General features: G+C 31.2%; 15 protein-coding genes and 2 pseudogenes. 13 read left to right on the top strand and 4 right to left on the bottom strand.

Annotated features, from left to right (window positions below; all coding sequences use genetic code 11):
- Positions 1-66: 66 nt before the first annotated feature.
- The 3 genes from O1U_RS02530 to O1U_RS02520 form a co-directional block, all read right to left on the bottom strand.
- On the bottom strand, positions 67-1,005 hold the full coding sequence (locus tag O1U_RS02530; RefSeq protein ID WP_016503840.1) for an isoaspartyl peptidase/L-asparaginase family protein: 939 nt from the start codon (positions 1,003-1,005) through the stop codon (positions 67-69).
- Between the two features lie 124 nt (positions 1,006-1,129).
- Positions 1,130-2,911, bottom strand: a complete 1,782-nt coding sequence (locus O1U_RS02525) for a monovalent cation:proton antiporter-2 (CPA2) family protein (protein WP_016503839.1) — start codon at positions 2,909-2,911, stop codon at positions 1,130-1,132.
- A 601-nt stretch (positions 2,912-3,512) separates the two neighbouring features.
- On the bottom strand, positions 3,513-4,658 hold the full coding sequence (locus O1U_RS02520) for a 1-acyl-sn-glycerol-3-phosphate acyltransferase (RefSeq protein ID WP_016503838.1): 1,146 nt from the start codon (positions 4,656-4,658) through the stop codon (positions 3,513-3,515).
- 330 nt (positions 4,659-4,988) lie between these two features.
- Here O1U_RS02520 and erpA point away from each other — a divergent pair, with 330 nt between their 5' ends.
- The 13 genes and pseudogenes from erpA (at position 4,989) to purB (ending at position 22,000) form a co-directional block, all read left to right on the top strand.
- Positions 4,989-5,330 (top strand): iron-sulfur cluster insertion protein ErpA, encoded by a 342-nt coding sequence (erpA, locus tag O1U_RS02515; RefSeq protein WP_016503837.1) that lies wholly within the window; start codon positions 4,989-4,991, stop codon positions 5,328-5,330.
- Positions 5,331-5,453: 123 nt separating this feature from the next.
- Positions 5,454-7,050: pseudogene (locus tag O1U_RS02505) on the top strand (Re/Si-specific NAD(P)(+) transhydrogenase subunit alpha).
- Between the two features lie 13 nt (positions 7,051-7,063).
- Entirely contained in the window at positions 7,064-8,464 is a 1,401-nt protein-coding gene (gene pntB / locus O1U_RS02500) for a Re/Si-specific NAD(P)(+) transhydrogenase subunit beta (protein ID WP_016503835.1), read from the top strand.
- A 75-nt stretch (positions 8,465-8,539) separates the two neighbouring features.
- Positions 8,540-9,733: a bifunctional phosphopantothenoylcysteine decarboxylase/phosphopantothenate--cysteine ligase CoaBC gene (gene coaBC, locus O1U_RS02495; protein WP_016503834.1), complete on the top strand. Its 1,194-nt coding sequence runs from the start codon at positions 8,540-8,542 to the stop codon at positions 9,731-9,733.
- A gap of 181 nt (positions 9,734-9,914) precedes the next feature.
- Complete coding sequence (gene lpxL / locus O1U_RS02490; RefSeq protein WP_016503833.1) at positions 9,915-10,862, top strand: LpxL/LpxP family Kdo(2)-lipid IV(A) lauroyl/palmitoleoyl acyltransferase; 948 nt, start codon at positions 9,915-9,917, stop codon at positions 10,860-10,862.
- A gap of 998 nt (positions 10,863-11,860) precedes the next feature.
- Positions 11,861-12,502: a guanylate kinase gene (gmk, locus tag O1U_RS02485; RefSeq protein ID WP_016503832.1), complete on the top strand. Its 642-nt coding sequence runs from the start codon at positions 11,861-11,863 to the stop codon at positions 12,500-12,502.
- 80 nt (positions 12,503-12,582) lie between these two features.
- Positions 12,583-12,912: a DNA-directed RNA polymerase subunit omega gene (gene rpoZ / locus O1U_RS02480; RefSeq protein ID WP_016503831.1), complete on the top strand. Its 330-nt coding sequence runs from the start codon at positions 12,583-12,585 to the stop codon at positions 12,910-12,912.
- A 39-nt stretch (positions 12,913-12,951) separates the two neighbouring features.
- Positions 12,952-15,066 carry a bifunctional GTP diphosphokinase/guanosine-3',5'-bis pyrophosphate 3'-pyrophosphohydrolase gene (gene spoT / locus O1U_RS02475; protein WP_016503830.1) on the top strand — a complete coding sequence of 705 codons (2,115 nt, stop codon included), beginning with the start codon at positions 12,952-12,954 and terminating at the stop codon, positions 15,064-15,066.
- 119 nt (positions 15,067-15,185) lie between these two features.
- Positions 15,186-17,267: an ATP-dependent DNA helicase RecG gene (gene recG, locus O1U_RS02470; protein WP_016503829.1), complete on the top strand. Its 2,082-nt coding sequence runs from the start codon at positions 15,186-15,188 to the stop codon at positions 17,265-17,267.
- Between the two features lie 73 nt (positions 17,268-17,340).
- Positions 17,341-18,669, top strand: a complete 1,329-nt coding sequence (locus O1U_RS02465) for a sodium-dependent transporter (protein WP_016503828.1) — start codon at positions 17,341-17,343, stop codon at positions 18,667-18,669.
- Between the two features lie 150 nt (positions 18,670-18,819).
- The gene (gene mnmA / locus O1U_RS02460; RefSeq protein WP_016503827.1) at positions 18,820-19,917 is read left to right on the top strand and encodes a tRNA 2-thiouridine(34) synthase MnmA; all 1,098 of its coding nucleotides are present in this window, start codon (positions 18,820-18,822) and stop codon (positions 19,915-19,917) included.
- A 30-nt stretch (positions 19,918-19,947) separates the two neighbouring features.
- Positions 19,948-20,568, top strand: a complete 621-nt coding sequence (gene hflD, locus O1U_RS02455) for a high frequency lysogenization protein HflD (RefSeq protein ID WP_016503826.1) — start codon at positions 19,948-19,950, stop codon at positions 20,566-20,568.
- Between the two features lie 49 nt (positions 20,569-20,617).
- Positions 20,618-22,000: an adenylosuccinate lyase gene (purB, locus tag O1U_RS02450; RefSeq protein ID WP_016503825.1), complete on the top strand. Its 1,383-nt coding sequence runs from the start codon at positions 20,618-20,620 to the stop codon at positions 21,998-22,000.
- 131 nt (positions 22,001-22,131) lie between these two features.
- Here the strand turns inward: purB and O1U_RS04920 are convergent.
- Positions 22,132-22,517: pseudogene (locus O1U_RS04920) on the bottom strand (M48 family metalloprotease); the annotation flags it as partial.

Below are 22,517 nucleotides of genomic sequence, written 5' to 3'. Positions count from 1 at the left end.
TTTTTCAGCCAATTTTTATCAAATCGGATTATTAGTGCAAATTATATTTACTAAAATAATTTTAAATTAGTCATCAGAATAAATCTTTATGATAAGATTTCCATTAATATCAATACTCGCTCGATACATACCAGAAGTATTCATAGAAAAACAAATATTGCCATAAGCATCTATTGCAATTAAACCTCCTTCACCACCTATTGATTTTAAATCACCTTGAATTACTGATTCACTAGCAGTAATGATATCTTCTTCTAAATAGCGCATTCTAGCTGCTACGTCACTTGCAACCATTTTTCGAATAAATATTTCTCCTATTCCAGTTGTGGATACTGCAACATTACCATTTTCAGCAACTGTTCCACTACCAATTAATGCTGAATCACTAACACGTCCATACCTTTTATTAGTAATACCACCTGTACTAGTTGCGGAAGCAAGATTACCTTGCTGATCCAAAGCAACAGCTCCAACTGTACCATATTTATTATTTAGATACTCTGGATCAGAAAGTTCAAATAAATCTCTTTTTTTCATATAAATCAATCGATTGTACTGAATAGTTGTATAGAAATAATCTTGCTTAATATACTGATGATTATGTTCAAAAGCAAATTCTTCTGCTCCTTCTCCAACCAACAATACATGCTTGCTTTTCTTCATTACATCCCTGGCTAACATAATAGGATTTTTAATATGACGTACTCCTGCAATTGCTCCTGCAGTCATTTTTTTACCATGCATAACAGAAGCATCCATCTCGATAATCTCTTTATTGTTGAAGACCGAACCTCTTCCAGCATTAAAATTTGGAGAATCCTCCAAAATTCTAACTGCTTCAACAGCTGCATCTAAGGCATCACCAGACTTTTTCAAAATTGAATGTCCAGCTAACACAGAACTCTCCAAATCTTTTTTTATAGATAACTCAATTTCTTTCTTCATCTGCTTTCTTTGAAAAGCACCTGCACCACCATGAATAGCAATAGAAAACGGTTTTACCATAATATCTACCTTTAAATATTAAACTTTCATATAATCAAAACTTAAAATTTTTCTTCTTTTAACAACATTATCTGAATTAAAATTATATTTTTTAAAAAATTACTCCTTAATAAGAATTATAATTTTAACAAAAATTTTTTATTTTAAAACTGAACAATTCTTCAAGTTTTTTGCTTAGTTCTTGCTCTTCTAATCCATTTAATTGATTTTCATTATATTGAGAAAACAATTTCTCTAGTACAATACTATTAATTTTTCTGAAATCTTCTTCAGCCTGTTTAGCTTGACATGATCGCATACCAAGCGCTATTAAAACTTGTCTACCTAAATCTGTTGCACCAAAAACGACTTCGCTTGAATAATTTTTAATTCCATGAACTAGTAATTGATGTTCTTCAAGATAACTTCGTGACCTAGCTAAAATTTTAAGTTTAGGAAAATAACGATTACACAGCGCAATAATTTTAACTATTTTATTTGATATGTCTGTACATATTATAATAATAGTAGCTTTATCTGCTCCAGCTGCATATAGTGATTTTAACTGGGTAGCATCGCCATACAATGCATTATAGCCATATCTCCTCAAAAAGTTTATTTGATTTACATCATTCTCTAACACAGTCATTTTAATTTGTTTAACACGCATCATTTGTGCAAGAATTTGCCCAAAACGACTAAATCCTACAATAATAACTTGAGGAGCTGTATTATTGACTACGTCAAGGATTAAATCTTTAGACTTATTTTTATCACTAAATATAGAAGAGAACCATTTCATCTGAACTAAAAGTAATATTGGTGTAGTAACCATAGATAGGCTAACTACTAGAAGTAAAAAAGAAGAAAATTCTTCTTTTAGCAAACCCTGTTTCTGAGCAGAAGCAAAAATCACAAAAGCAAATTCTCCAGACTGACTTAATATCACCGAAATTGTTCTTCTTAACTTATTAGATTTAACGAAAAGTTGAGCTAATAGGTACAAAATACAACTTTTTATAAGAACTAAAGCCAAAACTGCGGTTATGATTTTTATAGGTTCTAAAATAAGTAACCCTAAATTGATAATCATACCTATAGAAATAAAAAACAAACCAAGCAATAAACCCTTGAAAGGCTCAATAGCAACTTCTAATTCATATCTATATTCACTGTCAGCGAGAAGAAGACCTGCTAAAAAGGCACCAAATACCATAGATAGACCAAGCATTTCCATCACTACAGAAATACCTATAACTAGCAGTAAAGATGCAATAGTAAATAACTCACTTATATCATTTATTGCCACATACTTAAATAACGGCTTAAGTATGTAATGTCCACTAACTAAAAGAGCCGGGATAGCACTTAGCTTCCACAAAGCATCTAGCCAATTCCATGTTATATTACCAGCTAAAACAGGCAATAATGCTAACATAGGTATCACTGCAATATCTTGGAACAATAACACTGCTAAACCAGCTCGTCCTTCTTCCTTATCTATTAATTTTTGCTCTTCTAAAACTCTCAATACCATTGCAGTAGAAGAAAGTGTTAACCCCATTCCTATGACTAAACTAGTATTTAAATTTACTCCAATACAATAAACAATAATAGAAATTAAAACTGTCGTAAAAATAACTTGAGTGCCTCCAAATCCTAGAATAGAGCCCTTTATTTGCCACAGTTTTGTTGGATTAAGTTCTAATCCAATAAGAAATAATAACAGTACTACACCAAATTCAGAAAAATTCAGTATTGCTTTAACATCATCGATTAATCCAAATCCATAAGGACCAATTATAATTCCTGCTAATAAATAACCCACTATAGAACCTAAACCTATACGATGCATTAGTGGTACAGCAATCACAGCAGAGATAAGAAAAATCAAACAACTTTGCAAAAAATCATTTTCCAATACCATTCTATATTTCCTAAAAAAACGGTCTTTAATAAGCATTAAATCAGCTGTTCTATAACTTAATATTTTGTAAATAACACAAAACAACTAATTTGATTAGCTGAACAAGCACTCAAAAAAAACGTATCTTTTAAAATGCATAGTAACCATAAATTAGATACAGTGAGTAACCCTAGAAGTGAACTTTAACATCAAATTTTCATCTAAAACAAGACAAAAACACTGCTTATAAATTTGATAATTTATATCATCTAACTTAGATTTTCTCCCTAGATAACTACAAACAACTAGTTTTCTTCTAAATTAGACTAAAAAATTAAGGTTTAAACTATAACTGTAATTGTTAAGTATATAGTAGAATGTAATGGAGAAAAAAAATGAGATTTACCTCTAAATCCGGAGGAGATGCCTATAATTAATATGCTAGACATAACAGATGAATATCTTTATTAGAAGATAAAATAAAAATAAACAATAGGCACTATCTATATATCTCGCTAAAAAAAGAGAATAAGCACTCTATCCACTTAGATCAAAACAAAACTAACGAAAACAGATAAATATCCAAATAAATTACAATCTTATACAAGAAATTATACTTATTTTAATAAATAAAAAACTGTACCTTTCCTAAATTAAATTGTTTTTTTTGATTTCGAACTGGGTTTGCGTAACTATCTAACAAGTATTGATGTGCTCCGATTGGTAAAGATTCTAGCTTTTTTTGCAATTTGAGATAAACATCTTTTTCAAACTTTCCACAACTTCTTCCTGCAGCAAGCATATTAATTGGAAAAAGTTTATAGTTCTTATAGATTTGACGGTCAATTTCAATTGCCAATTGATCTGGAGTTTTAAATACCTGATCGATGATATCACCAAATGCAATATGCACTTTGCCTTTATCACCAAGAATACCCTGAACAATACTTTCGATATCCTCAAATTCTCCTTTTTTATAACTTCCTTTACTTGAACGCTCATATAGTTCACATGCTTTTGCGACATCACATGGATCATTCTCATAAGAAATAGCTACTGGAATAATACGCAAAGATTTAATATACTCAGGAAAGCTGATTTTTCTCTTACGTCCTTCAATATAAAACATTTTTAAAATTGCAGGATCAGTAAAGTCATTACCATCTTTTGCACGTCCTTCCTTCTGAGCAATCCAAATTGAATTTTCTGTATCAAGCGAGTGCTTAATATAACTAGATAGAGTGCTCAACACTTTCATGATTTCACGTGGACCCTTTGCTGAACGTTTTACAATAAAACTTTTATTTAACTTCATTAATTCTGTAGCACAGGATTTTTTTAAGAGATTATCACCAATAGCAATACGAGCAGTCTTATGATTAAACTGATGAAGAGCATAATTGATTAAAGCAGGGTCCATTGTAATATCACGATGATTAGAAATAAATAAATATGCTTTGTGTTGAACTAACTTATCTAGACCTGAAAAAGTCACTCCATCAGTTGTAGATTTCAAAGTTCTAGATAAATGTTTTTTAACCTCAAGTTGAACAGCTTCAACTGAAGTTAATTTAGCCCATTTAATTTTTAAATACATTCTCATAAATGGGGCCATTAGATTTTTTAACCAAAGAGAATAATTTTTAAAACGATAACGAAGAATTGCATTAATAAATTCTCGATCATTAATCAATCTAGCTATAGCGGATGGAATCTCTTTGTCATTATATGGACGAATCTCTGCATAACGGGAAGTATCAAAACTCATTACTTAAACTATATAAAAGTGGGAAATAATTTATATTCTACGCATAATCTTTATATCATTCATCCTAAAAAATATTAATATAAAAAGCTTTTAGCTATATTTATTATATTAAATTAGCTAATTTATTCCTATGTAAAGCAGAAACAACTCAACTATTTATAATATCCAGTAAACATTTCTTAATTAAAAATTAATTTATCCATATAATTGATTGTACTTTTTTGTAACACTTTGTTAAGTTAATTGCTTACTTTGTTATTGTTTCTGACAGATTAAATCTGACAATTAAAATAAGGTTTCCATATCCTAAATATATAAGAAATATTATTTATGAATAAAACAAACATTCCACTAACTTTTTCTGATGCAGCAGCTATACGTGTAAAGACATTACTTTTAGAAGAAGAAAATTTAGCGTTAAAACTAAGAGTGTATATTACAGGTGGTGGCTGTAGCGGCTTTCAGTATGGGTTTACTTTTGATAAAAACATTAATGATGGTGATACTACTATTGAAAATCAAGGTGTAACTTTAGTTATTGATCCAATGAGTCTCCAATACTTGATTGGAGGTGTAGTTGATTATACAGAAGGGCTAAAAGGTTCTTACTTTTTCGTTGACAACCCAAATGCTGTGACAACTTGTGGATGCGGGTCATCATTTAGTATTTGATTTCATCATTTATTATATATTAGTAATATGGTTAGATTATTTAAAATAAAAAAATTTTAAGTGTTTTTTATAAAAAGCTTGTCGTTTTTGCTATGCAATAACAATCTAGTTGAGGGATAGTCTATGCAAGTTGGTATACCTAAAGAAATACGATCTGGTGAAAAGCTAGTTTCTGCTTGTCCAAAATCAGTTAAACATCTTATTGAATTAGGTTTTGAGGTTTTTGTTGAATCCAAAGCAGGAGAACTAGCAAACTTTCGTGATTTAGACTATGAAACTTCAGGAGCAAGAATTGTTTCAACAAAGAAAGTTTGGGAAAAAGATATTATTCTTAAGGTTAATGCTCCTATTTTTGATCAAAAAATAATATTGATGAAGCAACACTTATCAAGAAAGGGGCTACCCTCATAAGTTTCATTTGGCCTGCTCAAAATCCTGAATTAATGAAGCGACTATCTAGCAAAGATATTAATGTAATAGCAATGGATGCAGTTCCAAGAATATCTAAAGCCCAATCACTAGATGCTTTATCTTCTATGGCAAATATTGCTGGTTACCGAGCAATAATAGAAGCTTCGCATCAATTTGGACGCTTTCTTAGTGGTCAAATAACAGCAGCAGGTAGAATAGAACCAGCAAAAGTATTAGTTCTAGGTGTTGGTGTTGCAGGACTGTCTGCCATAGGATTGGCTAGAAGTCTAGGTGCAATTGTGCGAGCATTTGATGTTCGTTCTGAAGTGAAAGAACAAGTAAAATCAATGGGTGCTGAATTTTTAGAGATAAATTATCAGCAAGTAAAAGAAAAAACAACAGAGAAGATAGAAAGGACTGATGGATATGCAACAGAAATGTCCGATCATTTTAATAAAAAAGCTCAAGAACTATATGCGAACCAAACCAAAGATATAGATATAATTATCACTAGTGCATTAATTCCAGGAAAACCTGCACCAATACTAATCACCAAAGATATGGTAGATAATATGAAGCCTGGATCTGTTCTAGTTGACCTTGCTGCTTCTAATGGTGGAAATTGTGAGTATACAATACCTGATAAAGTCGTCACAACAGATAACAGAAGCAAAGTTATAGGCTATACTAATATACTAGCAAGACTTCCTAGTCAATCATCAGAACTTTACGCTACTAACATTCTTAACCTATTTAAGTTATTATGCAAAGGGAAAGATGGTCAAATTAGTATTAATCTTGAAGATGTGATTTTGCGAAGTGTGACCGTCATAAAAAAGGGGAAATAACCTGGCCAGCACCACCTATTCCAATATCAATATCTCCAACAAAACAAGTAGAAAAACTTAGTAAAACGAAGGTTAATCCAGTTAGTAAAACGAAGATTAATCCAGCTAACCCTATATTATCATTAAAGAAATTTTTAATATTATCAGTTCTCGTAGGAGTATTAGGTTGGATTGCATTTAATGCTCCAGAAGCCATTTTTGAGCATTTTACTGTGCTTGTTCTATCCTGCATAATCGGTTATTACGTTGTTTGGAATGTAACCTATGCACTTCATACCCCATTAATGTCAGTGACAAATGCAATCTCTGGTATCATAATTGTTGGCGCATTATTACAAATAGAACAAGGCAGTGGAATCGTAACTTTATTGTCATTCATTGCCGTGCTTATTGCAAGCATCAACATATTCGGGGGGTTTACTATAACTGAACGTATGCTTAAAATGTTTCATAAAGATTGAAGGAGAATCCAATATGTCTTCAGGATTAGTACATACAGCTTACATTCTTGCTGCTGTCTTTTTTATTTTAAGCTTAGCCGGTCTTTCTAAACAAAAAACGGCACGTTTAGGAAATTATTACGGAATGGCAGGTATGAGCATAGCTCTTATCGCAACTATATTTTCTCAAGGATATGAAGGATTAATTTGGACTGTTATTGCTATGCTAATTGGTGGGACTATTGGTATTAAATACACTAAGAAAGTTGAGATGACAAAAATACCTGAACTGGTTGCAATTCTCCATAGCTTTGTAGGAATGGCAGCTATTTTAGTTGGCTATAATAATTATATTCTTCTTCAAGAAGAATATATAACTCAAACTGAACAAGTCATTCATTTAGTTGAGATATTCTTAGCAATTTTTATTGGTTCAATTACATTTTCAGGTTCACTAGTTGCTTTTGGAAAACTAAGGGAAATCCTTTCTTCTAAACCGTTAAACATTCCGTACAAGCACATATGGAATATTGCTGCACTTTTAATTTCCATATTTTTATTATTTCAGTTCATAGAAACTGGAACTAATTGGAAAGTGCTAATATTAACTACAACAACTTTAATTTCACTTGCATTTGGATATCATTTAGTTGCTTCTATTGGCGGTGCTGATATGCCAGTTGTTATTTCAATGCTCAATTCATACTCAGGTTGGGCGGCAGCCGCAACTGGTTTTATGCTTCAAAACAACTTGTTAATTATAACTGGTGCGCTAGTTGGATCTTCAGGTGCTATTCTTTCTTACATTATGTGCAAAGCAATGAATCGCTCATTCATTAGTGTAATTTCTGGTGGATTTGGTCAAATTCAAACAATCGATTCAGATTCTACAATAGGAAAATATTACACAACAGACATTGAAAATGTTACTAAAACTCTTATAAATTCTAAATCAATTATTATTGTTCCCGGATATGGTATGGCAGTAGCTCAAGCCCAATATCCAGTGTATGAAATGACTGAAAAATTACGAGCTCGAAATATTGATGTAAAATTTGCAATTCATCCTGTTGCTGGTAGACTGCCAGGACATATGAACGTTCTTCTTGCAGAAGCTAAAGTACCTTATGATCTTGTTTTTGAAATGGATGAAATAAATCATAAACTAAGTAAAACTGATACTGTTTTAGTTATTGGCGCAAATGATACAGTTAATCCAGCAGCTCTCGAAGAAGAAAATAGTCTAATAGCAGGAATGCCTGTATTGAAAGTATGGCATGCTCGGAATGTTATTATATTAAAGCGTTCTATGAACACAGGGTATGCGGGAATACAAAATAAACTTTTCTTTAAAGAAAATACAGCAATGTTGTTTGGTGATGCGAAAGATAATATAGAAGCGATATCTCAAACTCTTTCAAACCGAAAAAATTAAATTAATATTAAGAAAGTTAATTTAGATTCTTTTAGTTTTATACTATTATGCTGTGTTGTAAGGAAAATGAGATCCATGCAAACCTTGTCCGGAAAAAGAATCCTTTTAGGCATTACTGGTGGAATTGCCGCATATAAGTGCGCAGAACTTGCACGGACTCTAATTGAACTTGGAGCTGATATTAGAGTGGTCATGACACAAACGGCAACAAAATTCATTACTCCTCTTACAATGCAAACTATTTCAGGTTATCCGATATCATTTAGTTGTTCTGGAAAAAAGTATTCCATGAAACATATTGAGCTAGCAAAATGGCCTGATTTAATTTTACTAGTTCCTGCTACAGCAAATCTCATTGCAAATATGAGAGTAGGAATTGCTAATGACCTATTATCTACATTAATTTTAGCAACAAATACACCTATTTCAATAGCACCAGCTATGAATCAAAACATGTATCTTAATAGAGCAACTCAAGAGAATCTTACTATCCTTGCTGAACGAGGCATAAATATTTGGGGGCCAAAATCTGGCAAACAAGCATGTGGAAATCTTGGTCTAGGTAGGATGTTAGAACCAATACAACTTGTTGAGCGATGTGAGGTTTTTTTTCAAATTAAATGTCTTCAGGGTAAATCAATATTAATTTCTGCAGGTCCTACTCATGAAGCACTTGACCCTGTACGATATATCACTAATTATAGCTCTGGGAAAATGGGTTATGCCTTAGCAGAAGCAGCTAAACTATTTGGAGCTAAAGTTACACTAGTTAGCGGACCTGTCTCTATTTCTAAACCTAAAAATATAACTCGTATTAGCGTTAAAAGTGCTCTAGAAATGCATCAAACTATATTGAATCATGCAATTAAACATGATGTTTTTATTAGCTGTGCTGCTGTAGCTGATTACAGACCGAAAACTATATCAAGTCAAAAAATTAAAAAGACTGATAATAGAACTCAAATGAATATTAGGTTAGTAAAAAACCCAGATATTGTTGCCGATGTTGGTAAATTGGTAAAAAACAGACCATTTACTGTTGGCTTCTCTGCTGAAACTCAAAATATTGAAAAAAATACCCTTGATAAACTTATTAAAAAAAATCTGGATATAATTTGTGCGAATAACGTAGCATGTTCCAATCAGGGATTTAATAGTGATTATAATGCAATCACCATTTATGAAAAACAAAAAAAAACACAATTACCATTAACTTCAAAAACTAAATTAGCAAAAGCAATTCTGCTTTATATTAGTGAATGTCTGTAATTTACTTTGATAATTTGTTCATCCTTATTATACATAATAAATCTATTACTCATTAGTTTGAAGAAGAAAAAAGAAATCTCTCATAGTAAGCATATAAAATCGAATCATCATAAAGGATGCTTTTGTTCTTGTTAATAAAACTATCCTATAAACATGATAAAAAACAAATAAAGTAAAAATTATGGATAACGAGAAATTTGTAAAACCTCAACTTTCAATTGAACTATTTTATTTTAAAAATTGGTTGGTTTGGATTGGTTTATCATTATTAGCAATCTTAGTTAATATACTTCCTTTTTATTTCCTATTAAAATTAGGGAGATGCATAGGAATTTTAAGCATGTATTTAGAAAGGAAACGAGCAAAAATAGCAAAACGAAATTTAGAACTTAGTTTTCCTAAAATGAGTAAAGATGAAATAAAACAATTAGTAATAGAAAATTTTAAAAACACAGGTATAGCGTTGATTGAAACGGGTGTAGCTTGGTTTTGGCCCACGTGGAGATTAAAAAACATTCTATTAACTAAAGATGTTAAGGAGCTAAAAAGATTAGATAATAAAAAAAAAGGGGTGCTTCTTTGTTGTGTGCATTCGCTCAATCTAGAAATTACAGCACGAGCATTTGCCATACTCGGTCTATCAGGTTATGGTGTTTATCGACCAAATAAAAATCCAGTTTACGAATTTATTCAATATCGTGGACGTACGAGAAATGGCAATAAGCTAATACATAGAACTAATCTAAAACAAATGATTCGTGTACTTAAAAAAGGGAACCGTCTATTTTATCTTCCTGATCAAGATTATGGTCATAATCAATCGGTTTTCGTCCCGTTTTTTGAAGTAAAAGAAGCATGTACAACTACAGGTCCTAGCATCCTGATTTATGCTACTAAATGTGCCATTGTACTAGGATCTGGTTTTAGAAATGCAGATAATAGATACGAAATCATCGCAGATAAATCAATTGAAGAAAATTATCCTAAAAAAAATAAAATAAATGCGGCTATCTATATGAATCAGTATATAGAAAAAATTATTCTACGTGCACCAGAACAATGGATGTGGATACATAAAAGATATAAATCTTTACCGAATAAATCACTAACTAATTCACGTTACCAATAGTCTCTTATCCTTTAAAATTGTATAGGATTCTCTAATTCATAAATAATAATACGGGTAATACTGATAAATATTTCGTTTTAGTTTTTTCTTACAATTATAATATTGGTTAACCTGGATTAACATCTTTTTAAAAGTAAGTGTTCAATTAGCTAAAAATTTAAAGCTTACAAAAATACTTCTTATTAGAAGTGTCAAACTCGTATTAATTTGAAATGCTTTTTCTCGAAAAAACTAAAAAAGATATCAAAAAATACTAAGAAACACCTGCTAAAGCAAGTTAATATTTACTAGTATCTTCAGTATTTTCAATTCATTCTACTAAATATAATCAAAACAAAGAAATACTAATTAATAAAAAACTTGATTCCTTTATTTACCTATAATGTGGATTTCTAATAGAAATCTATAACCTAGTTCTACTAAGCTTGGTCACCTTACTATCCAACTACAATGTTATAGTATTAAAATGCTATAAGGTGACTATCATTATGAAACTAAAAAGCAAACCTATTTTTAATTGCTTGATACAAGCTACTAGACAAGAATTTTAGAAAACAAAATTCACTATTTGTACTTTTTTTCTACCAAAAAAACAACCTTAAAATGAACTCATTAATAAATATGAAATACACATTTTATAATAAATTTTCTAACTAGTAATGAATCAAGAATAGAAAATCTAGCACCTCTCTGTCTAGAATAATATATATGATATTTATCTTTATTAAGAGATACGCAAAGATGGAGAGGCATTCTATGTAAACTTTTAATTTTTTAATAAGGATTAAATCATATATTCCATACTAAAATAAATGATGGTTAACTCAAAAAACATAAAATAATATACACAATCCATTTCCTTTTGTGATACTATCTCCGTTTGTGTATAGTTATCCTCATGGTTTTTTCTAATTTTAATGAACAGCAATCAGTTAAGAAGACGGATTACCTTTGGTTTTTAAAGTTAAATTGATTACATTCTTCTTATAGTAAGGATTATGGGCTTATCAAAAACAAAAGTAGAAGGCACTCTTTATATTGTATCTGCACCTAGTGGTGCAGGGAAGTCTAGTTTGATCTCTGCAATATTAAAGAACGATTTAATGAATACAATAAAGCTATCCATATCTTACACCACTCGTAATATGCGACCAAATGAGCAAAATGGCATCCATTATTACTTTATAAATCGAAAATCTTTTGAAGACCTAATAATTCAAAATGAGTTCCTAGAACATGTAGAATTGTTTGGTAACTATTATGGTACATCGCGTAATTGGATGTTAGAGAATGTAAATAATGGTAGTGATGTTATTCTAGATATTGATTGGCAAGGTGCACGTCAAATCCGTAAGGAAATTCCTTTTTCGAAAAGTGTGTTTATATTACCAACCTCCTATTGTCAATTGGAATATCGTTTAAATTCTCGTGCTCAAGATAGCAAGAGTGATATTGCTAGACGTGTAGCGGAAGCAGAATCAGAGATTTCTCACTATAACGAATATGACTATATTATCTTAAATGATGACTTTGATACAGCTTTGGTAGATTTTCAAGCAATTATTCGTTCAGAAAGATTAAAAAAAGATAAGCAGATTTATAAATATCATGATCTAATTCAAGGGCTTTTAGAAAAATGAATTTAAAATTAGTATGTATGAGTTTTTTATTTCTTGACTTTTTTTAGTTAAGATTTTTGTTTAACTAACCTGGAGTTCTCATGGCACGTATAACTGTTCAAGATGCTGTCGAAAAAGTGGGCAATCGATTTGATTTAGTTCTCATTGCAGCACGACGCGCTCGTCAAATGCAAATTGGTGGAAAAAATTCACTAATACCAGAAGAAAATGATAAACCAACAGTTATTGCTCTTCGTGAAATAGAAGAAGGTTTAATCACTAAAAACTTTCTTGATACTCGTGAACGCCAAGAGCAACAAGAACAAGAAGCTGCAGAATTAGCTGCAGTAAGCAACAACAAGCAACATCATTCAGATTCACTAGATTTTGGATCTAGACATCAATTGTTTCCAAAATATAATGTTTTTTAATGCTCTATTTTAAATTGGTAATCTTTCTGGCTTATAAATTTGTATCTCTTCTATGACCTTAAAGGCATTGCCCAAGAATACTTAAAAGGGCCTCAAATTGAAGCTTTGTTTCGATCCTATTTGATAGCAAAAAACTTTCATAAAGGACAAACACGATCAAGCGGTGACCCTTATATTATGCATCCGGTAGCTGTTTCTTCTATCCTAGCAGAAATGCGTCTTGATCTCGAAACACTACAAGCTGCCTTACTTCATGATGTTATTGAAGACTGTAATGTCACTAAAGAAGAACTAACAAATAAATTTGGTAAGACAGTTGCGGAGTTAGTGGATGGAGTTTCTAAGTTAGATAAACTAAAATTTCGAGATCGAAAGGAAGCCCAAGCCGAAAATTTTCGTAAAATGGTCCTGGCTATGGTACAGGATATTCGGGTTATTCTCATTAAGCTTGCTGACCGTATTCATAATATGCGTACATTAAATGCACTTCGCCCTGATAAAAAACGTCGCATTGCAAGAGAAACACTGGAAATATACTCTCCTTTAGCACATCGTCTCGGAATACATAATATTAAAACTGAACTTGAAGAGCTTGGGTTTGAAGCGCTTTATCCAGATCGTTATAGGGTATTTAAAAAAGTACTTTGTTCTGCTCGTGGTAATCGTAAAGATATAATACAACGTATTCATAATGAAATTGCAGAGCATTTAGAACAAGCTAGTTTGAAGGCAAGAGTATTGGGTCGAGAAAAAAATCTATTCTCAATTTATAACAAAATGAAATCTAAAGAACAGCGTTTTCATACAATTATGGATGTTTATGCTTTCCGCGTAGTAGTAAAGGATTCTGATGATTGTTATCGAGCACTTGGACAAATACATAACTTGTATAAACCTCGACCTAATCGAATGAAAGATTATATTGCAGTACCTAAAGCTAATGGATATCAATCTTTACATACTTCTATGGTTGGTCCGCATGGAGTACCTGTAGAAGTACAAATTCGAACTGAAGATATGGAACAGATGGCTGATAAAGGTATAGCTGCACATTGGTCATGCACAGAAGGTAATAATATTTGGACTGGAACTACAGCACAAATCAAAGCACAACGCTGGATGCAAAGTTTATCAGAATTACAAAAAAGTGCAGATAACTCATTTGAATTTATTGAAAACGTTAAATCTGACTTATTTCCTGATGAAATTTATGTCTTTACTCCAAAAGGTCGTATCATTGAATTACCAGTAGGTGCAACTGCTGTAGATTTCGCCTATGCAGTACATACTGATGTAGGTAACATGTGTGTTGGTGCAAATGTTGAGAGAAATCCATATCCATTAAGTAAATCACTTAAAAATGGCCAAACTATCGAAATTCTTACTGCTCCTTGCGCTCGTCCAAACGCTTCCTGGCTCAACTATGTAATGACTTCTCGTGCCCGAACTAAAATTCGTCAAATTTTAAGAACAATGCGTAGAGAAGAATCTATTACTTTAGGGCGTCGTTTACTAAATCATGCATTAGGAGATTTTTCTTTATCTGATATTACTGAGATTCATATTCAACGCGTTTTAAGAGAGCTAAAGCTAGATAACATTGAAGACCTATTAGCAGAGATTGGTCTTGGTGAACTTATAAGTACTGTTGTAGCTCGACGATTACTTGGAGATAACATAACTAAAACTAAATATAAAACAAACATTACCCATAAAAACAAGCTTCCTATTCTAGGTTCAGAAGGCATGTTGCTAACATTTGCTAACTGCTGCCATCCTATTCCTAATGATCACATTATTGCTTATATTTCTCCTGGTCGAGGATTAATAGTACACCGTGAAATTTGTCCTAATATACATGGTTATCAAAAAGAACCTGATAAACATATGGCAGTGAAATGGTCAGATGATTACAAGCGAGAATTTATAACAGAGCTAAAAATCGATACAAAAAACCATCATAACTCGTTAGCAGAATTAATTAATACTATTTCCAAAACGAACTCTAATATTCATGGATTATCAACTGAAGAACGTAATCACCATCTTCATACAGTTACGGTATCTCTGACAACTAATTGTCGAAAACATCTTGCTAGTATTATAAAAAAAATTCGTGTCATGCCATATGTGATCAAAGTAAAACGCAAATAAAGAAATCAAGTGTTATCTATATCTTAATATAGATATTCAACTCTGGTACAATCAAAAGAAAAAATAATTTACTATATTTTTGAGAGTTATACTATAATCGATTATCAATTAAGTTTATTATGCCGGTTTTTTTATCAGATATCCATTTGAGCTCACTTCCTCAGATAACCAATAAATTGATTGAGGAATTAACTCAACAAGGAATTAAAAACGTTCAAGATTTACTATTTCATCTGCCATTACGTTATGAAGATCGTACTCGTATTTATCCTATAGCTAAATTATACATTGGTCTTTCTGCTGCTGTTCAAGGAAAAATCATTCACTTAGATACATTTTTTTACAAACAAAAAATATTTACTGTTACAGTTAGTGATGGAAAAAATGAAATAGTTTTGCGTTTTTTAAATGTTTCTGATAAATTTAAAAATTTTTTTTTAAAAGGTAAATTAGTATACGCTTATGGAAAAGTGAAACAAGGATACACGGGATTAGAAATGGTCCATCCTGATTATAAATTATTCACACCTCAAAGAACTCCTAATATCCAGCATAATCTTACTCCTATTTATCCACGCCTTGGAAACTTAAAACAAACTACTTTACGCAACTTAACTAGCAAAGCATTAAAAATTCTTAAAACTACAAGTGTAAAAGAATTGCTTCCAGTAGGGTTATATGATGGACAAATAACCATAACTCAAGCAATTCATATTATTCATAGACCTTCAAAATACACTAATATAAGTATACTTCACAAAAATAAACATCCAGCAAAAATTAGATTGATCTTAGAGGAACTCTTAGCACAGAATTTGTTTATTCTAAAAATACGACATAAGAATAAAAAAGCAACGGCGATTTCCTTGACAAGGTCCGTTTTTTTAAAAAAAAATCTACTAAAACAACTTCCTTTTTCACTTACTAATGCTCAAATAAAAGTAGCGAAAGAAATTGAGGACGATCTTACTAAAACTCAACCTATGATGCGTCTACTTCAAGGTGATGTTGGATCAGGAAAAACCTTGATTGCTGCATTAGCAGCAATACAAGCTATTGAAAATGGCTATCAAGTTGCATTTATGGCTCCGACTGAATTACTAGCAGAGCAACACATTATTACATTTTGCAACTGGTTTGATAGAATTAACATAAAACTAAGTTTCTTATTAGGTAAATTAAAAGGGAAATCCAAAATAACAGAACTAACACGAATCGCTAATGGCGAAGCTAAAATGATAATTGGTACCCAAGCTCTTTTCCAAAAACATGTAAAGTTTTATAACTTAGCTTTAGTAATTATTGATGAACAACATAGATTCGGAGTTCATCAACGATTAGAAATGCGTAAGAAAGGATTAAAGTACGAAATTTACCCACATAAATTAATCATGACAGCAACACCTATTCCTAGAACACTAACAATGACTATCTATGCTGATCTTGCAATTTCAATTATCGATGAATTACCTCCTAATCGAACGCCTGTTCAAACAGTAGCAATACCATCAAGTAAACGTTCTGATATCATGAAACACATATATAAGGCTTGTTTAAATGAAGAAAAACAAGCTTATTGGATTTGTACTCTAATTAATGATTCAAAAGTATTAAAAGCAGAATCAGCAATTGATATAGCAAATAAATTAAGAAAAAACCTACCTAATATAAAAATTGGTTTATTACATGGTCGAATGAATTCTAATGAAAAACAAAAAATAATGAATGAATTCAAAGATAATAAGCTTCACCTTTTAGTATCTACTACTGTTATTGAAGTTGGCGTAGATATACCAAATGCTAGCTTAATGATTATAGAAAATGCAGAAAGACTTGGTCTGGCTCAACTTCACCAACTTCGTGGTCGTATAGGAAGAGGGAAAATAGCAAGTTATTGTGTATTATTATATCATACTCCACTTTCTAAAATTGCAAAAAACCGACTAAGTGTATTGCGTAATAGTAATGATGGTTTTTTTATTGCTCAAAAAGACTTAGAAATGCGAGGTCCTGGTCAAATACTAGGTACAAAACAAACTGGATTAATCGATTTTAAGATAGCTGATTTGATGCGAGATCAATACTTAATTCCAAAAATAAAAAAAATTTCGAACTATATTTACAAAAATCACCCTAAAAATACTACGGAAATTATTAACAGATGGATAAGTAAAAACAATGTTAACTATGATAAAGCCTAGCAAGTCCTTTGACTTTTAATAAGAATATAAAAAACTAATTAACCTATAAATAAACATGATATCGGTATTATATATGGCAAGCAATTCTAGAAATCACTTTTCTTCAAAGTTTGGTTTTATTATGGCAGCAGCAGGTTCTGCTATTGGTTTAGGAAATATTTGGGGGTTTCCAACACAAACAGCAAACAATGGTGGGGCAGTATTTTTAATTATTTACCTGCTAATGGTATTTTTATTAGCATTCCCTATATTAGTTGCCGAACTCACCATTGGCCGTTATGCTCAGTCGAATCCAATTAGGTCTTTAAAAAAAATTTCTCCTAAATGGAAAATTAGCTGGATTGCTATTATAAGCATAGTAGCAGTTTCACTTATCTTAAGTTTCTATGCGATTATAGCTGGCTGGCTAATTGGTTATTTTATTAGTAATGGAGTTAAATTATTAGGAATGAATAATACTGCTAATTGGCTAACCACTTTTAGTATAGCTAGAAATTTAATGCTTATGATAATATTTATGTTACTAACTATGTTAGTTGTTAGAAATGGTATTGCTAATGGTATTGAAAAATGTTCAACCTATCTGATGCCTCTCTTACTGGTTCTTTTTATTATCATGACTATATACATCTTTACTCAATCTGGAGCTAAAGAAGGACTAAAGATGTATCTAATTCCTGATTTTTCACATCTTAGTTTTAATTTGGCAATAAGTGCAATGGGACAGGCTTTTTTTTCACTATCGCTAGGAGTTTGCACAATGATGGTTTATGGTTCTTACCTAAAAAAAGATACTAATTTACCTACAATAGCTGCTCAAGTAGCAATATTTGATACTGCTATCGCATTTATTGCTGGCTTACTAATTCTCCCTGCTATGTTTGTAGCACAAAATAATGGAGTACAAATTTTTTCAGAATCAGGTAAATTACTTCATTCTGATACTTTAGTATTTAAAGTGCTTCCTAATTTATTTAATACAATGGGAACATCTGGTCTTGTTATTAGTAGCATTTTTTTCTTATTAATGATCATTGCTACGCTAACTTCTTCTATCTCAATGCTAGAAGTTCCTGTCTCATGTGCAATAGAAGAGCTGAATCAAAGTCGGTCAATTGCTGTTACCTGGATTAGTGTAATAATTATAACTATTTCTTCAATAATAATATGGAATTTTAATGAATTATTTAGTTTTTTTGTACAATTAACTACTGTTTACATGCAACCAATTATTGGATTATTTATTGCCTTAATTTCAGGTTGGTTATGGAATAGAAACAAGGTATTGCAAGAACTTAAAAAAGGTTATGCAAATATACAAGAAAGTTTTTTTTGGAAAATTTGGCCTATTTATATAAAAATAATATGTCCAATATTTATGCTATTAATATTCTTTCATTAAAGAAATTATATTAAATAATTCAACAATCAAACTTTTATGACTATCGTATAGTGTTTTAAGAAATATGTTGATTTTATTTCAGTACTATCAATTAAGTAATATTTCTGTTAGAATAATTCTTTTATGATGCTTAAATGGTGCTATCTAAAAATGTCTAAAAATAGCAATAAGAAAGTTATTCTTGGCATGTCTGGTGGAGTTGATTCTTCAGTTTCTGCTTATCTTTTACAGAAACAAGGGTATCATGTTGAAGCTCTCTTCATGAAAAACTGGGAGGAGGATGACAATGAAACATATTGCGCATCAGCACAGGATCTTTCTGATGCGCAGGCAGTATGTGAACAGCTGAATATTAATCTCCATACTGTCAATTTTGCTTCAGAGTATTGGGATAATGTATTCAAGCACTTCTTAGAAGAATATAAAGCAGGAAGAACCCCTAACCCTGATATCCTTTGCAATAAAGAAATTAAATTTAAAACTTTTCTAGAATTTTCTAATGAAGTGTTTGATGCTGACTATATTGCTATGGGACACTATGTTCGTCGTTCCTTTATGCATAAAAATGCAAAACCGAAAATGTTACGTGGTATAGATAATACAAAAGACCAAAGTTACTTTCTTTATACCCTTAGCCATAAACAAATTGCTCGAAGTCTATTTGTACTTGGTAACTTTAAAAAATCTGAGGTTCGATGTATTGCGAAAGAGCAAGGATTTATCACTGCAAATAAAAAAGACTCTACAGGCATTTGTTTTATTGGGAAAAGAAAATTTTCTGACTTTTTATCGCGCTACTTACCAGCACAACCAGGAAAGATTGAAACACAAGAAGGTAAAGTAATAGGTGAACATAAAGGTTTAATGTATCATACATTAGGGCAAAGAAAAGGACTAGGTATTGGCGGACAAAAAGACAGTAATGGTAAACCATGGTATGTAGCTAAAAAAGATATAAAAAGAAATGTTCTTATTGTCGTACCGGGCAAAGAGCATATACTTTTAAAATCTAAAGAATGTATTGTTTCAAAATTATACTGGGTAGATAGAGTGCCAATGACAAAACCGATTACTTGTACAGTAAAAACTCGCTATCGTCAAAAAGATACTCCTTGCACCTTAATTCCAATTAATTGTAAAAGTATTCGCATTGTTTTTGATTCGCCTCAAATAGCTGTAACTCCTGGACAATCTGCAGTTTTCTACTTAAAGGACATTTGTCTTGGTGGTGGTATTATTCAAGAATAAAATTAATTAAAGCCACTTGGAGAAAATAATTTGCCTAATAAAACAATTTATAATCGTACTATTGCTTTTTCTGGTATTTATCAAGCTGTTACCTTAGTCCAACAGGTTGCTAAAAGTGGCACATGTGATCTGAATGGATTTAAAACTTCTTTAAATGCTATATTTAATACTAATCCTAATAGTACAATTAATGTTTATGGCGAAGAAGCTAATTTAAAAATTGGAATTAAACAACTTGCAAAAGGTATAGATAATACACCTGAAAGCATTGAAATCATCCGTTATATTATTAATTTACTAAATCTAGAACGAAAATTAAGTCGTCATCATGATGCTATGGACCAACTTGCCAAACGAATTTCAGTCTTAACTGACCAACTTGAACACTTAGAATTAGTTCATGAAAAAATAATTGAACAATTATCTAATATTTATCTTGATATTATAAGTCCTATAGGTCCTCGCATTCAAGTTATGGGAACTCATTCAGTGATACAAAATAAAATTAATCAATATAAAGTACGAGCTTTGTTACTATCAGGCACTCGAAGTGTCGTTCTTTGGCGTCAAGTTGGTGGAAAACGACGAAACTTAATTTTTAATCGAAAAAAAATGGTTGAACAAGCAAGTGTTTTACTTGCTAGAATATAATTCTAGCAAATTCGTTCCATTCATTCCTATTTACAAGGTAAAATATAATATGGAATTATCTTCACTAACTGCTATTTCTCCTCTGGATGGTCGTTATGAAAAGAAAACAGTTGATTTACGAAAAATTTTTAGTGAGTTAGCTTTTCTTAAATATCGTGTCATTGTTGAAATACTTTGGTTTAAAAAACTATCTTCAACTGTTCATATTAAAGAAGTTCCCCAATTTAGTAATAAAGCCAATAAGTATCTGGATGATATTAAAGATAATTTTTCTGAACAAGATGCAATGCGTATTAAAGAAATTGAAGATCAAATTAACCATGATGTTAAAGCTATAGAATATTTCCTTAAAGAAAAAGCAGCAAAATTTCATGAAATACACTCAGTAAGTGAATTCTTTCACTTTGCATGTACCTCAGAAGATATTAATAATGTTGCTCATGCACTTATGTTAAAGGAAGCACGCGATAATATCATCCTTCCTAAAATTAAAAAAATCATAAATACAATTACTGCTCTTGTTATTGAATATCGAGATATACCCCTTTTATCACGTACGCATGGTCAACCTGCTTCTCCATCAACAATGGGTAAAGAGCTGGCTAATATTCTATACCGTATGAAGCGTCAATATAAACAAATCCAAAAGATAGAAATTCTAGCTAAATTTAATGGCGCTGTAGGTAATTATAATGCTCATTATGCTGCTTATCCTAAAGTAGATTGGCATTTATTAAGCAAAGAATTTGTTACGAAATCCTTAGGTATTACTTGGAATCCTTATACAACTCAAATTGAACCACATGATTATATAGCTGAGCTATTTCATGCAATTTCAAGATTTAATACTATTCTTATAGATTTTAATCGTGATATATGGGGTTATATAGCCTTAAATTACTTTATACAGAAAACATCTACCAATGAAATTGGTTCATCAACAATGCCACATAAAATTAACCCAATTGACTTTGAAAATTCAGAAGGAAATCTAGGACTTGCTAATGCTGTATTTGATCATTTAGCTAAAAAACTTCCTATTTCTCGTTGGCAAAGAGATTTAACTGATTCTACTGTATTGCGCAATCTTGGTGTTGGAATTGGTTATACAATCATTGCATATACTTCTACATTAAAAGGAATTTCTAAACTTAAAATAAATCGTGAAGCTTTACTTACCGAATTAAATAAAAATTGGGGAATATTAGCAGAACCAATACAAACAATAATGCGCCGTTATGGAGTACCTAAACCTTACGAAAAATTGAAGGATTTAACTCGTAATAAAATTATTGATAAGAAAATTATACATGATTTTATTCAAAAGTCAGATCTTCCTAAAAAACTAAAAGAACGTCTTAGAAAAATAACACCTGAACAATATATTGGACAGGCCATTAGGCTAGCTGACAATATCAGCTTAAATAAATGATTGGATCGTCTTCATCTTCACTGAAAAAAGAAAACCAGTCTATTGTTATTGTACTAACTAAACTAATAACTAAACTAATCTAATAATTAGTACTAGTACACTATCAGTTAAGATTAATAGCTAATTGCAATTTAATTGCTGCTATTAAAATGAAGCGCATCAATTCTTCTCTGGATCGGAGGATGACTCATTAACAAACTAAGTACAGATTTCTTTCCACTGATAGCGAATGCTGCCATAGAACTCTCAAGTTTAGAGTTTGGATTTGTTCTTAAACGTTGCAATGCAGAAATCATGCTTTTTTACCAACTAAACTTGCTGCACCAGAGTCAGCGCGAAATTCACGTTGACGACTATACCACATAACAATTATACTAGCTAAAAGACCGAATACTAAATCAAGAACTAAAGAAACAAAAAGTAAACCATCATATTAGGTCCAGTTTCTTCTCCTTCCCCACTATTATTTGAAGCAACAATGTTGGCAATAAAACGAGAAAAGAAAATTACAAACGTA

Source organism: Candidatus Photodesmus katoptron Akat1 (assembly GCF_000478685.1).
Lineage (GTDB): Bacteria > Pseudomonadota > Gammaproteobacteria > Enterobacterales > Vibrionaceae > Vibrio > Vibrio anomalopis.
Note: the sequence above shows the minus strand (reverse complement) of the source record. Positions and strands in the feature narration are given on the sequence as shown.

Coding starts and splice junctions, on each gene's coding strand:
- O1U_RS02530 (WP_016503840.1), bottom strand. CDS start 1,005: ATGGTAAAACCGTTTTCTATTGCTATTCATGGTGGTGCAGGTGCTTTT.
- O1U_RS02525 (WP_016503839.1), bottom strand. CDS start 2,911: ATGGTATTGGAAAATGATTTTTTGCAAAGTTGTTTGATTTTTCTTATC.
- O1U_RS02520 (WP_016503838.1), bottom strand. CDS start 4,658: ATGAGTTTTGATACTTCCCGTTATGCAGAGATTCGTCCATATAATGAC.
- erpA (WP_016503837.1), top strand. CDS start 4,989: ATGAATAAAACAAACATTCCACTAACTTTTTCTGATGCAGCAGCTATA.
- pntB (WP_016503835.1), top strand. CDS start 7,064: ATGTCTTCAGGATTAGTACATACAGCTTACATTCTTGCTGCTGTCTTT.
- coaBC (WP_016503834.1), top strand. CDS start 8,540: ATGCAAACCTTGTCCGGAAAAAGAATCCTTTTAGGCATTACTGGTGGA.
- lpxL (WP_016503833.1), top strand. CDS start 9,915: ATGGATAACGAGAAATTTGTAAAACCTCAACTTTCAATTGAACTATTT.
- gmk (WP_016503832.1), top strand. CDS start 11,861: ATGGGCTTATCAAAAACAAAAGTAGAAGGCACTCTTTATATTGTATCT.
- rpoZ (WP_016503831.1), top strand. CDS start 12,583: ATGGCACGTATAACTGTTCAAGATGCTGTCGAAAAAGTGGGCAATCGA.
- recG (WP_016503829.1), top strand. CDS start 15,186: ATGCCGGTTTTTTTATCAGATATCCATTTGAGCTCACTTCCTCAGATA.
- O1U_RS02465 (WP_016503828.1), top strand. CDS start 17,341: ATGGCAAGCAATTCTAGAAATCACTTTTCTTCAAAGTTTGGTTTTATT.
- mnmA (WP_016503827.1), top strand. CDS start 18,820: ATGTCTAAAAATAGCAATAAGAAAGTTATTCTTGGCATGTCTGGTGGA.
- purB (WP_016503825.1), top strand. CDS start 20,618: ATGGAATTATCTTCACTAACTGCTATTTCTCCTCTGGATGGTCGTTAT.